This window comes from Methylobacterium sp. 1973 (assembly GCF_040545035.1).
Lineage (GTDB): Bacteria > Pseudomonadota > Alphaproteobacteria > Rhizobiales > Beijerinckiaceae > Methylobacterium > Methylobacterium fujisawaense.
On the sequence record NZ_JBEPLA010000015.1, the window covers coordinates 81,604 to 98,208 of the forward strand.

The window sequence follows — 16,605 nt, forward strand, 5'->3', positions numbered from 1 at the left end:
AGATCGCGTAGGACGGCGCCATGCCGTCCGAAATGCCGTCCGAGATACCGTCCGCGATGCCGTCCGCCCTGCCCACGATCCTGCTGCTGGCGGTGCCCCTCGCCGCCGCCCTCTCGGCGGGCCTGATCCTGCGCCTGCGCCCGCTGCTGCAGCGCTACGCCCTGGCCCGGCCGAATGCCCGCTCGAGCCACACCGTGCCGACCCCGCAGGGGGGCGGAATCGCCGTGGTCACGGCGTTCGTCACGATCTCGGGCCTGCTGATCGCGGCGCCGGAGATCGGAGGCCGTCCGGATTGGATCTGGCTTTCCGGCTGCGCCCTGGCCCTGGCGCTCCTTGGTGCGGTGGACGACATCCGGCCGCTGCCGGCCGCGCTGCGGCTCGCCGTGCAGGCTCTGGTGGTCGGCCTGCTGATCTGGCACGTGGACGGGCGCTTGCTGCCCGGTCTGCCGCTCTGGCTGGAGCGCGGCCTCGCGCTGCTGGCGGGCCTGTGGTTCGTCAACCTGACGAACTTCATGGACGGGCTCGACTGGATGACGGTGGCGGAGATCGTCCCGGTGGCGGGCGCGCTCCTACTGTTCGGCCTCGCCGGGCGCCTGCCGCCGCTGCCGACGCTGGTTGCGGCGAGCCTCCTGGGGGCGGTGCTCGGCTTCGCGCCGTTCAACCGGCCGGTCGCAAAGCTCTTCCTCGGGGATGTCGGCTCGCTGCCGATCGGGCTCGTCACCGCCTGGCTGCTGTGCCAGCTGGCCCTGGCGGGCGGCCTCGCCGCGGCCCTGCTGCTGCCGCTCGTCTATCTCGCCGATGCCAGCCTGACCCTCGGCGCCCGGGCGGCGCGGGGCGAGCGGGTCTGGGAAGCCCATCGCGGTCACCATTACCAGCGGGCCACCGTCAACGGGCTCAGCGTCCCCGGCGTGGTGGGCCGGGTGTTTGCGGCCAATCTCGCCCTGGCGGCGCTCGCCGCCGCGACCTTGCTTTGGCCGTCCTGGCCGGTCACGCTCGCCGCCCTGGCAGCCGGGCTCGCCCTGGTCGCCGCCCTGCTCCGCCGCTTCGCCCGCGCCCCGGCGCCGGCCCCAGCCGAAGGTGCCGCTCAGCCGTGACCGGACTCATCGCGCTCACCGGGGCGACCGGCTTCATCGGCCGCCATCTGCTCGCCGACCTCACCGCGCGCGGCTACCGGGTCCGCGTGCTGCTGCGCCGGCCGACGAGCGTGCCGGAGGGCGCCGCGAGCGCGGTGGTCGGCGACCTGACGCGCCCGATCAACATGGCGGCGGCCCTCAGCGGCGTCGACGCGGTGGTGCACTCGGCGGGCCTCGCCCACGCCAACCTCGGCCCGACGCCGTCGGGCGCCCCGGAGGACGATTACCGGACGCTCAACACCGAGGCGACGCGCAAGCTCGCGGAGGCGGCGGCGCGCGCGAAGGTGCGCCGCTTCGTGTTCCTGTCCTCGATCCGCGCCCAGGTCGGGGCGAGCGCACCGGGCGTGGTCGGGGAGGGCGATCCGCCCCGGCCCACCGACGCCTACGGCCGCTCCAAGCTGGAGGCCGAACGAGCGCTCGCCGAGACCGGGCTGGACTGGGTCGCCCTGCGCCCGGTCCTCGTCTACGGGGCGGGCGTGAAGGGCAACATGGCCGCCCTGCTGCGGCTGGCGCGCAGCCCCTATCCGCTGCCGCTGGGCGGCCTCGCGGCGCGGCGCTCGCTGATCTCCCTGGAGAGCCTGTCGGGCGCCGTGGACGCGGCGCTGGCAGCGCCCGGCCCCCTGAACCGCGCCCTCATCGCCGCCGACCCGGATCCGCTCAGCCTGCCCGAGATGATCGCGTCCCTCCGCCAGGGCCTCGGCCGCGGCCCGGGCCTCGTCCCGGTGCCGGCCGGGCTCATCAAGCTGGCCTGCCGGCTGACCGGCCGGGACACGCAGTTCGCCCGCGTCGCCGAGGGGCTCGTCGCCCGCGCCGACGGCCTCGCGGCCCTCGGCTGGAGGCCGGCCGGGCCGACCCGCGACGGACTCGCCCGGCTGGCCCGCGACGGCGGCTGACGGCGCGGGCCAAGCTCAGACGCCCGCGTAGATGTCGGTGATCGTGCCGAGCAGCGACAGGGCGTCCGCCTTCGAGCGCTGGAAGGCGTTGCGGCCCACGATCGATCCGAAGCCGCCGCCCGCCTGGATGGCGCGGATCTCGTCGAGGAAGGGGCCCTCCTCGGCGTGGGCACCGCCGGAGAAGATCACGATCCGCCGGCCGTTGAAGGCGCATTGCACCACGTGGCGGACGCGCTCGGCCGCGGTGCCGATCGGGATGCCGGTGGCTTCGTAGACCTTCTTGGCTGCCGGCTGCTCGATATGGGCGGTGGGCAGCTTCACCTTGATGATGTGCGCGCCGAGCTGCGCGGCGATCTGCGCCGCGTAGCCGATGACGTCGATGGCGGTCTCGCCCGCCTTCGACAGGGCCGAGCCGCGGGCGTAGGACCAGATCACCACGGCGAGCCCGACGCTCTTGGCCTCTTCGGCGATCGCCCGAATCTGGCCGTACATGGCGTTGCGGTGGGCGGAGCCCGGATAGATCGTGAAGCCGACGGCGCAGGCGCCGAGCCGCAGGGCGTCCGCCACCGAGCCGGTGATCGCCTGCTCGGGATCGTCCTCGTCGGCCAGGAGGTCGTGGTCGTTGAGCTTGAGGATCAAGGGGATGCGCCCCGCATAGTCCCGCGCCCCCGCCTCCAGGAAGCCGAGCGGCGCCGCGTAGGCGTTGCACCCCGCCGCCAGGGCCAGCTCGAAATGGTACAGCGGGTCGTAGGCTGGCGGATTCGAGCCGAAGCTCCGGGCGGGGCCGTGCTCGAAACCCTGGTCCACCGGCAGGATCAGCATCTTGCCGGTGCCGCCGAGCTTTCCGTGCTCCAGCATCCGGGCGAGGTTGGCGAGCGTCCCGGGGCTGTCGGCCCCGTACCACGACAGGATCTCGGTGACGCGGGGGGATCGGTCCATCGGGCAGCCTCCTGGTCGGAGACCGTCGCGCCGCAGGCCGTACGCCGCATGCCCTGCCACGCCGTGCCATGCCGTGCCGTGCGCGGACGGCCCGCCTTCGGAACGGGGCGGGGAAAACCGAGGTTCCCGCACGCGGCGCTTTCGGCTAACCGGATGGGGAGATGGGCGCCAGGAATCCGGTGGCTCAAAGCCCCGGGATCGGCCCAGAGATTCGCATCAGAGGTTCGCTCATGCGCAGGCTGATCCTGTTGCGGCACGCGAAGTCCGACCGTCCGCCGGGCGTGGCGGACCACGAGCGCCCGCTCAATGCCCGCGGCCGGCGGGCGGCCCCGGCGGTGGGCGCCCACCTCGCGCGGGAAGGCCTCTGCCCGGATCTCGCCCTGGTCTCGACCGCTGCACGGACGCGCGAGACCTGGGAGGCGATGGCGGCCACGCTCGGCAATCCCGAGACGCGCTGGCGGCCCGAGATCTACGAGGCGCCGGCGCAGCGGATCCTCGCGGTGATCCGGGAGGCGCCCGACACCGCCGGCACGGTGATCGTCGTCGGCCACAATCCGGGACTCGGCGACCTCGCGGCGGGTCTGGCGGGGGCGGGGCCGCGGGCGGCGCGGGACCGCCTCGCCCTGGAATTCCCGACCGCGGCCTACGCGGTGATCGATTTCGCGGGCGACCTCTGGGCCGAGATCGCGCCGGGCCGGGGACGCCTGGAGCGGTTCGTGCGCCCGCGGGACATCGACCCGGATCTGGCCGGCTGACGCCTCAGGCGACCGGCACCGCGACGGCGTGCGCCTCGACCTCGGCGTGGCTCGGCAGGGGCGAGCCCGGCACGAAGGCCTCGAAGGCCGCCCAGAAATCCTGCCGGATCGCGTCCCGCTCGGTGAGGATCTCGTGCCGGGAATCCGGCAGGACCAGGATATGGCCGGCCTTCAGCCGGGCCGCGAAGCGCTCGGTGTCCGGCGTGCCGCAAACCGGGTCGGCCCCCGCCGCGACGATCAGGGTCGGCAGCGTGATCCGCGGCGCCGCCCGCGGGTCGCGCAGGCGCGCCATCGCGCGGAACGCCTCGGCGAGCCACGCGATCGTCGGATCGCCGACCGCGCCGGCGCCGACCTCCCGGGCCGCCGCGGCATTGCGGGCGTAGCGGACCGGATCCCGCGACAGCCTGTTGCCGGCGAAGGGGTTGGTGGCGATCGAGACCGGCTTGCCGAGCGGGATGTACCGGCTCCCGAGGCCCAGACGGTGCAGGCCCTGCGACAGCAGCGCGGCGCCGGCCGGCCAGCGGATCATCCGGATCGACAGCATCGGGGCCACGGTCACCAGCCGCCGGAACGGCAGCCAGCCGTCCAGGGCGCCCAGGAGAGCGACGCATCCGCCCATGGAATGCGCGAGGCCGACATGGGGCTCGGGCATCAGGGGCACCAGGACGGTCTCGGCCACGGCCCGCAGGTCGAGGCGGTAATCGTCGAACCGGGCGACGTGGCCCTTGTGGGGATTGTCCACCCGCCGGTCCGATTCGCCCTGGCCGCGCCAGTCGAAGGCGACGACCGCGAAGCCCCGCGCCCGCAGCTCGTGGATCGTCTCGTAGTACTTCTCGATGAACTCGGCCCGGCCCTGGAGCAGGCAGACCGTACCCCGGCAGGTGCGCGCCGTCGTCTGCCAGTAGGCCGCCCGCAGGGTGCAATCGTCGCGCGTGCCGACCGCGATCAGCGTGCCGCCCGGCGGGACCGGATTGTCGGGCGTGCTGCGCAGGGTCAGGAGCGGCGGCTCGCGCCCGGTACCACCGTCGAAGCGTCTCACTGGCCTCACCTCAGCGCGTCCGTGCACCGCCCGCTGCACCCGCGGACCGTAGCGAAAAAATTGCGATTCCTGCCATCGCCCGGGGTCTTGAAGGGCGATTTTCCCCCTCCGATATCTCGTCTGTGCCGGCCGTCAGGCGGCACGAAAGACGGGTCCGGCCCATCGGGCGGACCGGAATTGCATGTTGCTCACACGAGGATATGTCATGCGTCAGTTCGATCTCGCTCCCCTGTACCGTTCCACCGTCGGCTTCGACCGCCTGTTCTCCGCCCTCGACCAGTTCGCGAGCGCCGAGGCGGCCCCGACCTATCCGCCCTACAACATCGAGCGGACTGGCGAGAACGCCTACCGCATCACCGTCGCGGTCGCCGGCTTCACCGAGTCCGACCTGTCGATCGAGGTGCGGGAGAACGCCCTCACGCTGAAGGGCGAGCGCAAGGCCGAGGGCAAGGCGGAGTTCCTGCACCAGGGCATCGCGGCCCGCGCCTTCGAGCGCCGGTTCCAGCTCGCCGACCACGTCCAGGTGACGGGTGCGGCGCTCGAGAACGGCCTCCTCCACATCGACCTCGTCCGCGAGGTTCCGGAGGCGAAGAAGCCCCGCCGCATCGAGATCGCCACGGCGGCGCGCCCGAGCGCCCCGGTGATCGAGGGCGATGTCCGCAAGGACGCGGTCCCGCAGGCCGCCTGATCCCGCGCCCGCGCGGAACCGTCAGGTTGATGGAGCGCCCCGGCCCCGGCCGGGGCGCTTTCTTGCGTGGGCTGTCATAATGGCGTGTGCCCTTCGTGCTCTGTGTCGGATTCGACGGTGCACGGACGCGCACCCGGAGTGAACCCGACCATGGTCGCCAATCTCGCCCGCGGAGCCTACAGCGCGCTCGGAGCCGGCTGGCACAAGGGCGTGCAATGGGGAGTCGGCGCGCCGATCGCGAAGCTGCGCCGCCGGTCGATGCCGCTCCCGGGCGTCGAGGGGGCGAACGGAATCGCCGATCTCCTTTCGGCCGAGCGGGCGATCCGCCTGCCGGAGCCCTTCGAGGGGCGCAGCCTCGGCCGCATCGGCAGCCTGGAGGTGCGGCTGGCGACGCGAAAATCCGAGATCCGGCGGGCGCAGCGGCTGCGCTACAAGGTCTTCTACGAGGAGATGTCGGCGGTGCCCTCCGGGCTTGCCGCCCTGTCCCGGCGCGACGTCGACAGCTACGACGCGGTCTGCGATCACCTCCTCGTCCTCGACCATGCCGCCCCGAAGCGGAAGAAGCCCTTCGTCGAGCCGCGTCCGAAGGTCGTCGGCACCTACCGGTTGCTGCGCGGCGCGGTGGCCGAGCGGCATACCGGCTTCTATTCCGAGAGCGAGTACGACCTCGCACCGCTGCTGGCCGCCCAGGGGCATCGGCGGCTCCTGGAACTCGGCCGTTCCTGCGTGCTCAAGCCGTACCGGAGCAAGCGCACTGTCGAGCTGCTCTGGCAGGGGATCTACGCCTACGTCCTGCACCACAAGATCGACGCGCTGATCGGCTGCGCCAGCCTGGAGGGCACCGATCCGGACCGGCTGGCCCTGCCGCTCGCCTTCCTGCACCACCATGCCCGCGCGCCGGAGGGCTGGCGGGCCCGGGCGCTGCCGAAGCGTGCCGTGGCGATGGACCGGATGCCGAAGGAGACCGTGGACACGAAGGCCGCGCTTCACGCCCTGCCGCCGCTGATCAAGGGCTACTTGCGCCTCGGCGCGACCTTCGGCGACGGCGCGGTGATCGACCACCAGTTCGGCACGACGGACGTGTTCGTGACGCTGCCGGTGGAGGTGATCGGCGCGCGCTACCGGGGCCATTTCGCGCCGGCCGGGTGAGGGGCCGGCGCGGCCCGAGGCCGTCATCCAGCCATCCCTCCTCATCCTGAGGTGCGGGCGCGCAGCGGCCGCCTCGAAGGAGACGTCCAGCCAGCCGCGCGATCCCTGGAGCCCGCCTTCGGGCCCGCTTCGCGGTCACCTCAGGATGAGAGGACCTGTCGGGAGCAACGAACCCTTCGGCCCCGTCCCTACAGATCCCCCAGCGCCAGCTGACCCTGGTTGCGCGCCTTCGGCGGCGCGGCCTTACGCTCCTTGGCCCGTGCGGAGGCGGCGCGGGCAACGGGCGGCTTCTTGGGCTTCGGGTCGCCGCGCATCCGGGCGACCGCCTTGTCGCGGGCCACGGCCTCCGGGGCCGTGGGATCGTCGGTCAGCCACTTGCCGCGCTTGATCACCTCGTTCACGCGGCCCTGGTTGACCCCGACCTTGAAGGCGATCTCCTGCTGGGTCATGCCGGTCGTGGCGTGCAGGTCGAGGATCGCCCGGGCGAGCTCCGGGGTCATCTTCTGACCCGTCAGGCGCCGGGCGGGCTTCACCGTGCGGGTCGCGCGGTCGCGCTCGCGCAGGCGCTCCAGAAGCGCCAACGCCATGTTCATGCCGTGCTCGCGCAGGGCCTCTTCGAATTCCTTCAACGTCGCCATCGGCGCCAACCTCCGCCGGGCTCTCGGGCCGGTTACTCGCGGGGGAACGTGCCGGGAACGAAGCGGTTGCGCAAGCCGAGGGGCGAGGGGGGTCGCGCCGTGTCGGTGGACGGCGGGTGTCATCCACCGGAAATGCGCGGCCCTGGCCTCCCCCGGCGGCTCGGCGCCAGGGGCCGGAGACCAGGACGGCCGTCAGTCCGCCGACGATGATCACCCCGATCCGCAGGATCGCCTCCGGCGAGGCGCCCGGCTTCCTCGTCCGGGCGCTGGAGGCGGGGCGACGGGCGAGCCGCGCCGCTGGCGGATCGGCGAGGATTTCAGGTCGATGGCGGAGGGGTTTATGCCGCGGCTGCCGGGCTACGCGCCGCTCAAGGCGCGGCTGCTCGCGGCCCTGCGCGTCACCAAGGCCAAGCGCCCGGGATACGACCACCTGATGCCGCACCTGCACGACGCACTGAAGCGGGACGAGACCTCTTAGGCCGAGTCGCCCCAGGCCGACGTGGACTTCCAACCCGGCGAGACCTGGGGCACTTTCTCGGACCTCGTGATGCACGGGGCCATGGGCGGCCGTTCCATGCTGGAGCAGACCGTCTATCTGCCGGTCTCGGCGCAGGCCGACCCCTCTTCAAGCCCGCATCGCTTCCTGGCGGCCAAGCTCGGCCGCGTCCTCCGCACCTGAGACAAGGACATCAGACCATGATCCTCGAGATCGCGCAGATCGAGATCAAGCCCGGCATGGAGGCCGAGTTCGAGGCAGGCATCACCGAAGCCTCGGCGATCTTCAAGGCGGCCAAGGGCTGCCGGGCCTTCGAGGTGCGGCGCTCCGTCGAGCATCCGCAGCGCTACCGGCTGCTGATCCACTGGGACACGCTGGAGGCCCACACCAAGGACTTCACCGGCTCGCAGCCCTGGCAGGAGTATCGCGCCCTGGTCTCCCACTGCTTCGCCGGACCGGTGGCCGTCGAGCATACCGAGCAGGTTCTGAAGGCGTTCTGAGCGCCGCCGCGCTGCGCCCCGGACGGCGCCCGCCAGAGGGGCGACGCGTTGCGGCGCGCGCCTCCGGTGCTAGGCTCCCGCATGAGCGAACCCGAAGCGAATCATCGGGGGCGCGGCAGGCGGGAACCAGGCTGGGGAACAGGCTGATGGCGCGGCTCGGACAGCTCGCGGGTGCCCTGGCGCTCCTCGGATGGATCGCGGGGCTGGCCCTTGCCCAGACCGCGCCGGCGGCCCGCACGACCGCACGGCCGGTGTCGGCCGCATCGGCGTCGTTCGCGAAGAGCTTCGTCCGGGCCGACCTCGCCAGCGCGGCGGTCCGCCTTGAAACCGCGCTGAAGGCGGAAGCCGGCGGACCGCTGCGGCCGGCCGGCCAGTCCCGCGCCGCCGGGCTGGCCCTGCTCACCGCCGACAAGCCGGACGAAGCGCTGGCGCCTCTCGCCGCCGCGGTGGCGGCCGACCCGGCCGACGCGCGCAACTGGCAGGCCTATGCGCGCGGGGCCGCGGCGGCCCTGGGCGCGCTCGAGGACAACGACTATCAGGGCCGGTCGCGCCTGCGCGGTCGGGTGACGGCCGCCGCTTACCGCGCCTACGAGCGCGCCGGCACGGCCGCCGACGCCGCGGCGTCGCTGGCGGCCCTGGGGGCGGCAGAGGCCGAGCAGGAATCCTGGCGCCCGGCGCTGGACGCCTACGCGGCGAGCCTCGCCCTGGCCGAGACCGGTCCGGTCCGGGAGACCTACGAGACCCTGCGGGCGCAGCACGGCTTCCGCATCCTCGACTACAAGGTCGATTCCGACGCGGCCGCCCCGCGGGCCTGCTTCACCTTCTCGGAGGCGATCAAGCCCAAGACCGACTACGCCCCCTTCGTCGCCGTCTCGGGCAGCAGCGCGGCCGCGGTGACCGGGGAGGGCTCCCAGGTCTGCGTCGACGGGCTCAAGCACGGCGGCCGCTACGCCATCGTGGTCCGCCCCGGCCTGCCGTCGGCCGTCGGCGAGAGCCTGCTCAAGGCCGCCGATTACGAGATCTACGTCCGCGACCGCGCCCCGCAGGTGCGCTTCACCGGGCGCAACTACGTCCTGCCCCGGACCGGGCAGGCGGGCGTGCCCCTCGTCTCGGTGAACGCGCCGAAGCTCGACGTCGAGGTGCTGCGCATCGGCGACCGCAGCCTGCTGCCGACCCTGCGGTCGGAGGACTTCCTGGGCCAGCTCAGCGGCTCCACCGCCCGGACGATCGCCTCCGAGAAGGGCCAGCGCGTCTGGAAGGGCACCCTCGACACCGCCAAAGCCGAGATCAATCAGGAGGCCGTCACCGCCTTCCCGGTGCTGCAGGCCGTGGGCAAGCTGGAGCCCGGCCTCTACGTGATGCTGGCCCGCCCCTCGGGCTCGGCCGCCTCCGACGAGGAATACGATACGCAGGCGACCCAGTGGTTCGTGGTCTCCGACCTGGGACTCACCGCCACCAAGGGCCGGGACGGGGTCACCGTGGTCCTGCGCTCGCTGGCCTCCGCGCAGGTGATGGCGGGCGCCGAGATCCGGCTGATCGCCCGCAACAACGAGGTGCTGGGCACGCGGACCACGGATTCGCAGGGGCATGTCGCCTTCGATCCGGGTCTCGCCCGCGGGGAGGGCGGCCTGGCGCCGAGCCTCGTGGTGGCGCAGGCCGGCGGCGATTACGGCTTCCTCGACCTCAACCTCGGCGCCTTCGACCTCACCGACCGCGGCGTGAAGGGGCGGCCCGAGACCGGCGGCCTCGACGCCTACCTGTTCCCGGAGCGCGGGGTCTACCGCACGGGCGAGACCGTCCAGCTCACCGCCCTGCTGCGCGATCCCCGCGGCGCCGCCGTGCCGGACCTGCCGCTGACCCTGGTGGTCAAGCGGCCGGACGGCGTCGAGTACCGGCGCGTCTCGGTGCCCGACCAGGGGCTCGGCGGCCGCGCCCTGCCGCTGCCGCTCCTGTCGGGGGCGATGCACGGGACGTGGCGGGTTTCGGCCTTCACGGACCCGAAGGCGCCCGCGATCGGCGAGACCAGCTTCCTCGTGGAGGATTACGTCCCCGAGCGGCTGGAGGTGACCCTCAAGGCCCGGCAGGCGGCCCTGAACCGGGGCGAGGCCGCGCAGGTCGACGTCGCCGCCCGCTACCTCTACGGCGCCCCGGGGGCGGACCTCGACGTGTCGGGCAGCGTCACCGTGCAGGCGGCCGCCACCAGCGGCATCAAGGGGCTCGAGGCCTACGCCATCGGTCTCGACGACGAGGCCGTGGAGCCGGTGACGCAGGAACTGCAGGAGCATGCCACCACGAACGCGCAGGGCGGTGCCACCGTCACGGTGCCGGTGCCGCAGGTCGCGGCCCCGCGCGCCCTGGAGGCGAAGATCACGCTGGCGGTCGGCGAGCCCGGCGGCCGGGCGCTGTCGCGCAGCCTGACCCTGCCGATCCTCCCGGCCGGCCCGGTCCTCGCCCTGCGCAAGGGCTTCACCGACCTGAAGGAGGGCGGGGTCGCGGGCTTCGACGTGGTGTTCGCGCGGCCCGACGGGGCGCTCCTCGCCCGGCCGGGCGTGAGCTGGACCCTGTCGCGGATCGATTCCTCCTACCAGTGGTATCGGGCGGACGGGCGCTGGTCGTTCGAGGCGGTCAAGTCCGCCCGGCGCATCGCCAGCGGCACCGTCGACCTCACGGCCGCCGGTCCGAGCCGGATCGAGGCGCCGGTCGGCCTCGGCCGCTATCGGCTGGAGGTCTCGGCCGCGGGTGCCCCGGAGGCGACCGCGAGCCTCGGCTTCGAGGTGGGCTGGGGCGGCTCCGAGACCGCGGAGGCGCCCGACCTCCTCGACCTGACCCTCGACAAGGCCGCCTACGCGGCCGGCGACACGCTGCGGGCCAAGCTCAGCCCGACGTTCAAGGGTCAGGCCAGCCTGATGGTCGTCAGCGACCGCGTGCACCAGACCCTGGAGGTCAGCGTGCCGGAGGGCGGCACCACGGTCAGCATCCCGGTGAAGGCCGAGTGGGGCGCCGGCGCCTACCTGGTGGCCACCGCCTACCGGCCCCTCGACCAGGCGGCCAAGCGCCTTCCGGGCCGGGCGCTGGGTCTGGCGTGGTTCTCGGTGGACCGGGAGCGGCGCAGCCTCGGGGTCGCCCTGAAGGCGCCGGAGCGGGCGCGCCCGCGCCAGGACCTGACCCTGCCGGTCCAGCTCACGGGCCTGAAATCCGGCGCGCCGGCGCGGATCACCGTGGCCCTCGTCGATGTCGGCATCCTCAACCTGACCCGCTACGCGGCGCCGGATCCGACCCAGTACTTCCTCGGCCAGAAGGCGCTCGGGCCGGAGGTCCGCGATCTCTACGGTTACCTGATCGACGGCATGCAGGGCTCGGCCGGTGCGATCCGCTCCGGCGGCGACGCGGGCGGCGGCGAGCTCGCCGATTCCCCGCCGACCCAGGCGCCGCTGGCGCTCTATTCCGGCGTCGTGACCGTGGGGCCGGACGGCGCGGCCAGCGTCACCTTCCCGATCCCGGCCTTCAACGGCACCGGCCGCGTCATGGTCACCGCCTGGAGCGGCGACCGGGTCGGGCAGGCCCAGGCCGACGTGATCATCCGCGATCCGGTCGTGCTCAGCGCCACGCTACCGCGCTTCCTCGACACCGGCGACCGCTCGCGCCTGTTCGTAGCCCTCGACAATGTCGAGGGGCAGGCGGGCGAGTACACGGTCGACCTGAGCCCGACCGGACCGGTCGTGGTCGGCGCCAGCGCGCTGCGCCAGACGCTGCGGCTGGAGGCCGGCGCCAAGGGCCAGTTCGCGATCCCGCTCACGGCCGCAGGACCGGGCACGGCCCGCCTCGACCTCGCCTTGTCGGGGCCCGGGCTCCCGTCCACCCTGAACCAGAGCTTCGCCCTGGGGATCTCGCCGGGGACCGGCGCGCTGCTGCGCCGCTCGGTGCGCAGCCTCGCCCCCGGGGCGGGGCTGACGCTGACATCGGACCTCCTCGCCGACCTGCAGCCGGGGACCGGCAGCGTTTCGCTCTCGGCCACGGCTCTGCCGGGGGTCGATGTGGCGGCGCTGCTCCGGGCGCTCGACCGCTACCCCTACGGCTGCTCCGAGCAGGTGGTGAGCCGGGCGATGCCGCTGCTCTACGTCAACAAGCTCGCGGCCCTGGAGAAGCTCGCCCTCGACAACGGCGCCGACGATCGGGTGCGCGAATCGATCGAGCGCCTGCTCGCCCGCCAGGATTCGAGCGGCGATTTCGGCCTCTGGTCGGCGCAGGGATCGAGCGACCTCTGGCTCGACGCCTACGTGACCGACTTCCTCACCCGCGCCCGCGAGCGCAACTTCGCGGTGCCGCAGAAGGCCTTCGCCCAGGCGTTGGACTACCTGCGCAACGCCGTGGCCAACGCCACCGAGGTGCGCAACGGCGGCGCCGACCTCGCCTACGCGGCCTACGTGCTTGCCCGGAACGGCCGGCCGGTGATGGGCGACCTGCGCTACCTCGCCGACACCAAGATCGGCGACTTCTCCTCCGCCCTCGGGCGGGCGCAGCTCGCCGCCGCCCTGGCGCTCCTGGGCGACCGCGGACGGGCCGCCAAGACGATGGACTCGGCGCTCACCCTGCTGCGCGCCGACCGCGACAAGGGCCTGTACCGCGCCGATTACGGCTCCCGCCTGCGCGACGGGGCCGGGCTGATCACGCTCGCCGCCGAGAGCGGGCTGGCGCAGGGGGCGCTGGGCCCCGCCGCTTCCGTGCTCGGCGAGGAGCAGCAGGCCGAGCGCTCGACGAGCACGCAGGAGAATGCCTGGATGGTGCTCGCCGCCGAGAGCCTGTCGAACGAGGCGGGCGCCCTGTCGTTCACCGTGGACGGCGCCCCGCAGACCGGAATGCTGACCCGGGTCTACCGGGAGGCGGCCCTGGCCGACCGGGGCGTTCAGCTCACCAATACCGGCCGCGCGCCTGTGCAGGTGGCCGTGACCGTCAACGGCAGCCCCCTGGTACCGGAGCCGGCGGCGCAGCAGGGCTACACGATCGAGCGCAGCTTCCGCCGCCTCGACGGCAGCACCGTCGACCCGGCGAGCGGCCTGCGCCAGAACGACCGGCTCGTGGTGGTGCTCAAGGTCACGGAGGCCAAGGCGGAGGCGGCGCGGCTCCTGCTGGTCGATCCGCTGCCGGCGGGGCTGGAGATCGACAATCCGAAGCTGCTGGACGCCGACGCGCTCCAGGGGCTCGCCTTCGCCAAGTCGGACGTGCAGCCGGTCCACACCGAGTTCCGAGACGACCGGTTCGTGGCCGCCTATGACCGTGACCCGAGCCAGTCGGCCTTCTTCATCGTGGCCTACACGGTGCGGGCGGTCTCCCCCGGGACCTACGTCCATCCGGGCGCCACCGTGGAGGACATGTACCGGCCCGCCCGGTTCGGCCGGACCGCCTCGGGCAGCGTGACGGTCGGAACTGTAAAGTAGGGCGGGCGGCGTTCGAGCACTGCGCTCCGGTCATCGCGAGCGCAGCGAAACGACCCGGGGCAGCGCGCCATCGGTGCGCGTGGCGCTGCCCTGGATGGCTTCGCTGCGCTCGCAAGGACGTCGGTGCTGAAGCCCTCGTCCGGACCCGCCTCGGACGCGACGGCGCAACCCGCCAGGCCGGGCCGCTGCGTTGCGGCAGGCACATGGTGCGTCGCGGAACCCCCATAATCGCCCGTCCATTCCCACAGGTCCCGTTCGGAACCCGTGGAGCGATGCCCGATGCCGGACCTCGACGCGCTCGCCGGCTCCGCAGCCCGCGCGCTGGCCTACCTGCCGTGGTGGGCCGAGAGCCTGATCCTCATCGTCGCCTGCTGCGCCGTGGTGATGCCCCTGCACGGGGTCGTCTACCGGGCGATGAAGCGGGCGGTCTCGGGCAAGAGCCTGTTCTGGCGCTCGCTGGTGTCACGTACCCGCGGGCCGAGCCGCCTCGGCCTGATCGTGGTGGCGATCAGCCTCGCCTCGACTACCGTACATCTGTCCTGGGAGGTGCGGATCGCCCTCAACCAGATCCTGCTGGTGGCCTTCGTGACGCTGACCGGCTGGTGCTGCGCCACCGCGCTCCACATCGCCACTGTCATCTACCTCCGACGGTTCAAGCTCGACGCCGAGGACAACCTGCTGGCGCGCAAGCACTTCACCCAGATGCGCATCCTGGAGCGGGCCGGCGTGACGCTGGTGGCGCTGATCACCCTCTCGGTGGCGCTGATGACCTTCGAGCCGGTGCGCCAGTACGGGGTCAGCCTGTTGGCCTCGGCGGGCGCGGCGGGCCTCGTCCTCGGGCTGGCCATGCAGCCGGTCCTGTCGAACCTCGTGGCCGGCATCCAGATCGCCATCACCCAGCCGATCCGGATCGAGGACGCGATCATCGTCGAGAACGAGTGGGGCTGGGTGGAGGAGATCACCGCCACCTACGTGGTGGTCCGCCTCTGGGACTGGCGCCGGCTGGTCCTGCCGCTGACCTACTTCATCCAGAAGCCGTTTCAGAACTGGACCCGCGACGGCGCCTCGCTGATCGGCAGCGTGTTCGTCTACGTCGACCACCGGGCGCCCGTCGCGGCGATGCGCGAGAAGCTCGCCGAGATCGCCAGGGCCACGCCCCTGTGGGACGGCAAGGTGGTGAACCTCCAGGTCTCGGACGCGAAGGAATCGACGATCGAGATCCGGATGCTGGTGAGCGCCCGCAACGCGCCCCAGGCCTGGGACCTGCGCTGCGTGGTCCGCGAGGCGATGATCACGTGGCTCCAGGCCGAGCACCCGGAGGCCCTGCCGCGGCACCGGACGGAATGGGTCGGCGCCGAGGAGCCGGCCCTGCGCCGGGCGGAGGCTCGGCGGTTCGCGGCGTGAGGCACAGCGTTCAGTGTTGCGGGATTCCCAGCCACGCCCTCATCCTGAGGTGCCGAAGCGCAACGGAGGCCTCGAAGGAGGGCTCCAGGAATCGCAGCGGCTTCTGGAGGGCTCCTTCGAGGCGGCTTCGCCGCACCTCAGGATGAGGGCGCGGGTCGGATGTCTTCCGATGGACCGTCGCTCAGTCGTCGGCGCCGGCGTAAAAACTCTCCACGCCGATGCCCTCCTCCTGCATCAGCCGGGCGCGGGCGCGCAGCTTCTCGGTCTCGCTCTTGAGCTGGCCGCAGGCCGCCAGGATGTCCCGGCCCCGGGGCGTGCGCACCGGCGAGGCGTAGCCGGCGTTGAACACGATCTCGGAGAAGCGCTCGATCCGGTCCCAGTCGGAGCATTCGTAGCGGCTGCCCGGCCAGGGGTTGAACGGGATCAGGTTGATCTTGGCCGGGATGCCCTTGAGCAGGCGGACCAGCTCCCGCGCGTCCGCGTCAGAATCGTTGACGCCCTTCAGCATCACGTACTCGAAGGTGATCCGGCGGGCGTTGCTCAGGCCCGGATAGGCCCGGCAGGCGGCGAGCAGCTCGGCGATCGGGTATTTCCGGTTGAGCGGCACCAGCTCGTCGCGCAGGTCGTCGCGCACGGCGTGGAGCGAGATCGCCAGCATGGCGTTGGCCTGCTCGCCGAGGCGCGGGATCTGCGGCACGACCCCCGAGGTCGAGACCGTGATGCGCCGCCGGGACAGGCCGAGCCCCTCCTGGTCCGACATCACCCCCACCGCGTCCACCACGGCGTCGAGATTGTAGAGGGGCTCGCCCATGCCCATGAACACGATGTTGGTCACGAGCCGGCCGACCTCGCCGGAGCCGCCGGCGTCGCGGCTCGGCATCTGGCCGGGCCAGTCGCCGAGCTCGTCCCGAGCGGTGACGAGCTGCTGCACGATCTCGGCGGCCGAGAGGTTGCGCACGAGGCGCTGCGTGCCGGTGTGGCAGAACGAGCAGGTCAGGGTGCAGCCGACCTGGGAGGACACGCAGAGCGTGCCCCGGTCCGGGCCGGGAATGTAGACGCACTCGATCTCGGCGCCGCGATTGTGCTCCTGCCGGTTGGTCGGCGCCATGCGGAGCAGCCATTTGCGGGTGCCGTCCCGGGAGACCTGCCGGCTGGCCACCTCGGGCCGCTCCAGGGTGAAGTGCTCGGCGAGCTGCGCCTTCAAGGCCTTGCCGACATTGGTCATCTCGGCGAAGTCGGACGCCCCGCGGAAATTGACCCAGTGCCAGACCTGGCCGGCGCGCATCCGGCTCTCGCGCTCGGGCACGCCCATGCCGACGAGCTGCGCCTTGAGGGCGTCGCGGGTCAGGCCGACCAGCGATGGGCGGCGGCCGGGCAGCGCCTCGGGGAGGAGATCCGGCGCCTTCTCGATCGCGGCATCGGCCGCGCGGGCGCTGTCGAGCGACGGCGTCGCCATGGCGTTCAAACAATCCATACGATTGGAAAGGGTCTGATATAGGCGATCGCGCCGGCGAATGCGAATGCGCGCTGGCGACG

General features: G+C 72.8%; 12 protein-coding genes and 1 pseudogene. 9 read left to right on the forward strand and 4 right to left on the reverse strand.

Annotated elements, in window-relative coordinates; all coding sequences use genetic code 11:
- The first annotated feature begins 56 nt into the window (after positions 1–56).
- Positions 57–1,094, forward strand: coding sequence for an MraY family glycosyltransferase (locus ABIC70_RS23645; RefSeq protein ID WP_354441398.1), 1,038 nt, complete (start codon positions 57–59; stop codon positions 1,092–1,094).
- Positions 1,091–2,026, forward strand: coding sequence for an NAD-dependent epimerase/dehydratase family protein (locus ABIC70_RS23650; RefSeq protein ID WP_274929001.1), 936 nt, complete (start codon positions 1,091–1,093; stop codon positions 2,024–2,026). The genes ABIC70_RS23645 and ABIC70_RS23650 overlap by 4 nt, the downstream gene beginning before the upstream one ends.
- 15 nt (positions 2,027–2,041) lie before the next feature.
- Here ABIC70_RS23650 and ABIC70_RS23655 read toward each other — a convergent pair whose 3' ends face one another.
- On the reverse strand, positions 2,042–2,965 hold the full coding sequence (locus ABIC70_RS23655; protein ID WP_354441400.1) for a class I fructose-bisphosphate aldolase: 924 nt from the start codon (positions 2,963–2,965) through the stop codon (positions 2,042–2,044).
- A 230-nt stretch (positions 2,966–3,195) separates the two neighbouring features.
- Here ABIC70_RS23655 and ABIC70_RS23660 point away from each other — a divergent pair, with 230 nt between their 5' ends.
- The gene (locus tag ABIC70_RS23660) at positions 3,196–3,720 is read left to right on the forward strand and encodes a SixA phosphatase family protein (protein ID WP_354441402.1); all 525 of its coding nucleotides are present in this window, start codon (positions 3,196–3,198) and stop codon (positions 3,718–3,720) included.
- A gap of 4 nt (positions 3,721–3,724) precedes the next feature.
- Here ABIC70_RS23660 and ABIC70_RS23665 read toward each other — a convergent pair whose 3' ends face one another.
- Positions 3,725–4,759 carry an alpha/beta fold hydrolase gene (locus ABIC70_RS23665; protein WP_051044692.1) on the reverse strand — a complete coding sequence of 345 codons (1,035 nt, stop codon included), beginning with the start codon at positions 4,757–4,759 and terminating at the stop codon, positions 3,725–3,727.
- Positions 4,760–4,964: 205 nt separating this feature from the next.
- Between ABIC70_RS23665 and ABIC70_RS23670 the strand changes: the two genes are divergently transcribed.
- Both ABIC70_RS23670 and olsB read left to right on the forward strand, forming a co-directional pair.
- Positions 4,965–5,447: an Hsp20 family protein gene (locus tag ABIC70_RS23670; RefSeq protein WP_043347852.1), complete on the forward strand. Its 483-nt coding sequence runs from the start codon at positions 4,965–4,967 to the stop codon at positions 5,445–5,447.
- Positions 5,448–5,597: 150 nt separating this feature from the next.
- A complete protein-coding gene (olsB, locus tag ABIC70_RS23675) occupies positions 5,598–6,596 on the forward strand; it encodes a l-ornithine N(alpha)-acyltransferase (RefSeq protein ID WP_179698982.1) in 999 nt (332 codons plus the stop codon).
- 188 nt (positions 6,597–6,784) lie between these two features.
- Here the strand turns inward: olsB and ABIC70_RS23680 are convergent, their stop codons facing one another.
- Positions 6,785–7,234 carry a DNA-directed RNA polymerase sigma-70 factor gene (locus ABIC70_RS23680; RefSeq protein ID WP_043347847.1) on the reverse strand — a complete coding sequence of 150 codons (450 nt, stop codon included), beginning with the start codon at positions 7,232–7,234 and terminating at the stop codon, positions 6,785–6,787.
- 277 nt (positions 7,235–7,511) lie between these two features.
- Here ABIC70_RS23680 and ABIC70_RS23685 point away from each other — a divergent pair.
- The 4 genes and pseudogenes from ABIC70_RS23685 to ABIC70_RS23700 all read left to right on the forward strand — a co-directional run.
- Positions 7,512–7,913, forward strand: a pseudogene (locus tag ABIC70_RS23685) (Kdo hydroxylase family protein); the annotation flags it as partial.
- A 17-nt stretch (positions 7,914–7,930) separates the two neighbouring features.
- Positions 7,931–8,230: an antibiotic biosynthesis monooxygenase family protein gene (locus ABIC70_RS23690; protein WP_043347845.1), complete on the forward strand. Its 300-nt coding sequence runs from the start codon at positions 7,931–7,933 to the stop codon at positions 8,228–8,230.
- Positions 8,231–8,376: 146 nt separating this feature from the next.
- Positions 8,377–13,665, forward strand: a complete 5,289-nt coding sequence (locus ABIC70_RS23695) for an alpha-2-macroglobulin family protein (protein ID WP_354441405.1) — start codon at positions 8,377–8,379, stop codon at positions 13,663–13,665.
- A gap of 279 nt (positions 13,666–13,944) precedes the next feature.
- Positions 13,945–15,069 carry a mechanosensitive ion channel family protein gene (locus tag ABIC70_RS23700; protein WP_274928997.1) on the forward strand — a complete coding sequence of 375 codons (1,125 nt, stop codon included), beginning with the start codon at positions 13,945–13,947 and terminating at the stop codon, positions 15,067–15,069.
- A gap of 181 nt (positions 15,070–15,250) precedes the next feature.
- Here ABIC70_RS23700 and rlmN read toward each other — a convergent pair whose 3' ends face one another.
- Positions 15,251–16,525 (reverse strand): dual-specificity RNA methyltransferase RlmN, encoded by a 1,275-nt coding sequence (gene rlmN, locus ABIC70_RS23705; RefSeq protein WP_043347814.1) that lies wholly within the window; start codon positions 16,523–16,525, stop codon positions 15,251–15,253.
- Positions 16,526–16,605: the final 80 nt, after the last annotated feature.

Excerpts from the sequence above, each read along its gene's own strand:
- ABIC70_RS23700 (WP_274928997.1), top strand. The coding sequence starts at position 13,945 with ATGCCGGACCTCGACGCGCTCGCCGGCTCCGCAGCCCGCGCGCTGGCC.
- ABIC70_RS23680 (WP_043347847.1), bottom strand. The coding sequence starts at position 7,234 with ATGGCGACGTTGAAGGAATTCGAAGAGGCCCTGCGCGAGCACGGCATG.
- ABIC70_RS23670 (WP_043347852.1), top strand. The coding sequence starts at position 4,965 with ATGCGTCAGTTCGATCTCGCTCCCCTGTACCGTTCCACCGTCGGCTTC.
- ABIC70_RS23645 (WP_354441398.1), top strand. The coding sequence starts at position 57 with ATGCCGTCCGCCCTGCCCACGATCCTGCTGCTGGCGGTGCCCCTCGCC.
- ABIC70_RS23690 (WP_043347845.1), top strand. The coding sequence starts at position 7,931 with ATGATCCTCGAGATCGCGCAGATCGAGATCAAGCCCGGCATGGAGGCC.
- olsB (WP_179698982.1), top strand. The coding sequence starts at position 5,598 with ATGGTCGCCAATCTCGCCCGCGGAGCCTACAGCGCGCTCGGAGCCGGC.
- ABIC70_RS23655 (WP_354441400.1), bottom strand. The coding sequence starts at position 2,965 with ATGGACCGATCCCCCCGCGTCACCGAGATCCTGTCGTGGTACGGGGCC.
- rlmN (WP_043347814.1), bottom strand. The coding sequence starts at position 16,525 with ATGGCGACGCCGTCGCTCGACAGCGCCCGCGCGGCCGATGCCGCGATC.
- ABIC70_RS23660 (WP_354441402.1), top strand. The coding sequence starts at position 3,196 with ATGCGCAGGCTGATCCTGTTGCGGCACGCGAAGTCCGACCGTCCGCCG.
- ABIC70_RS23695 (WP_354441405.1), top strand. The coding sequence starts at position 8,377 with ATGGCGCGGCTCGGACAGCTCGCGGGTGCCCTGGCGCTCCTCGGATGG.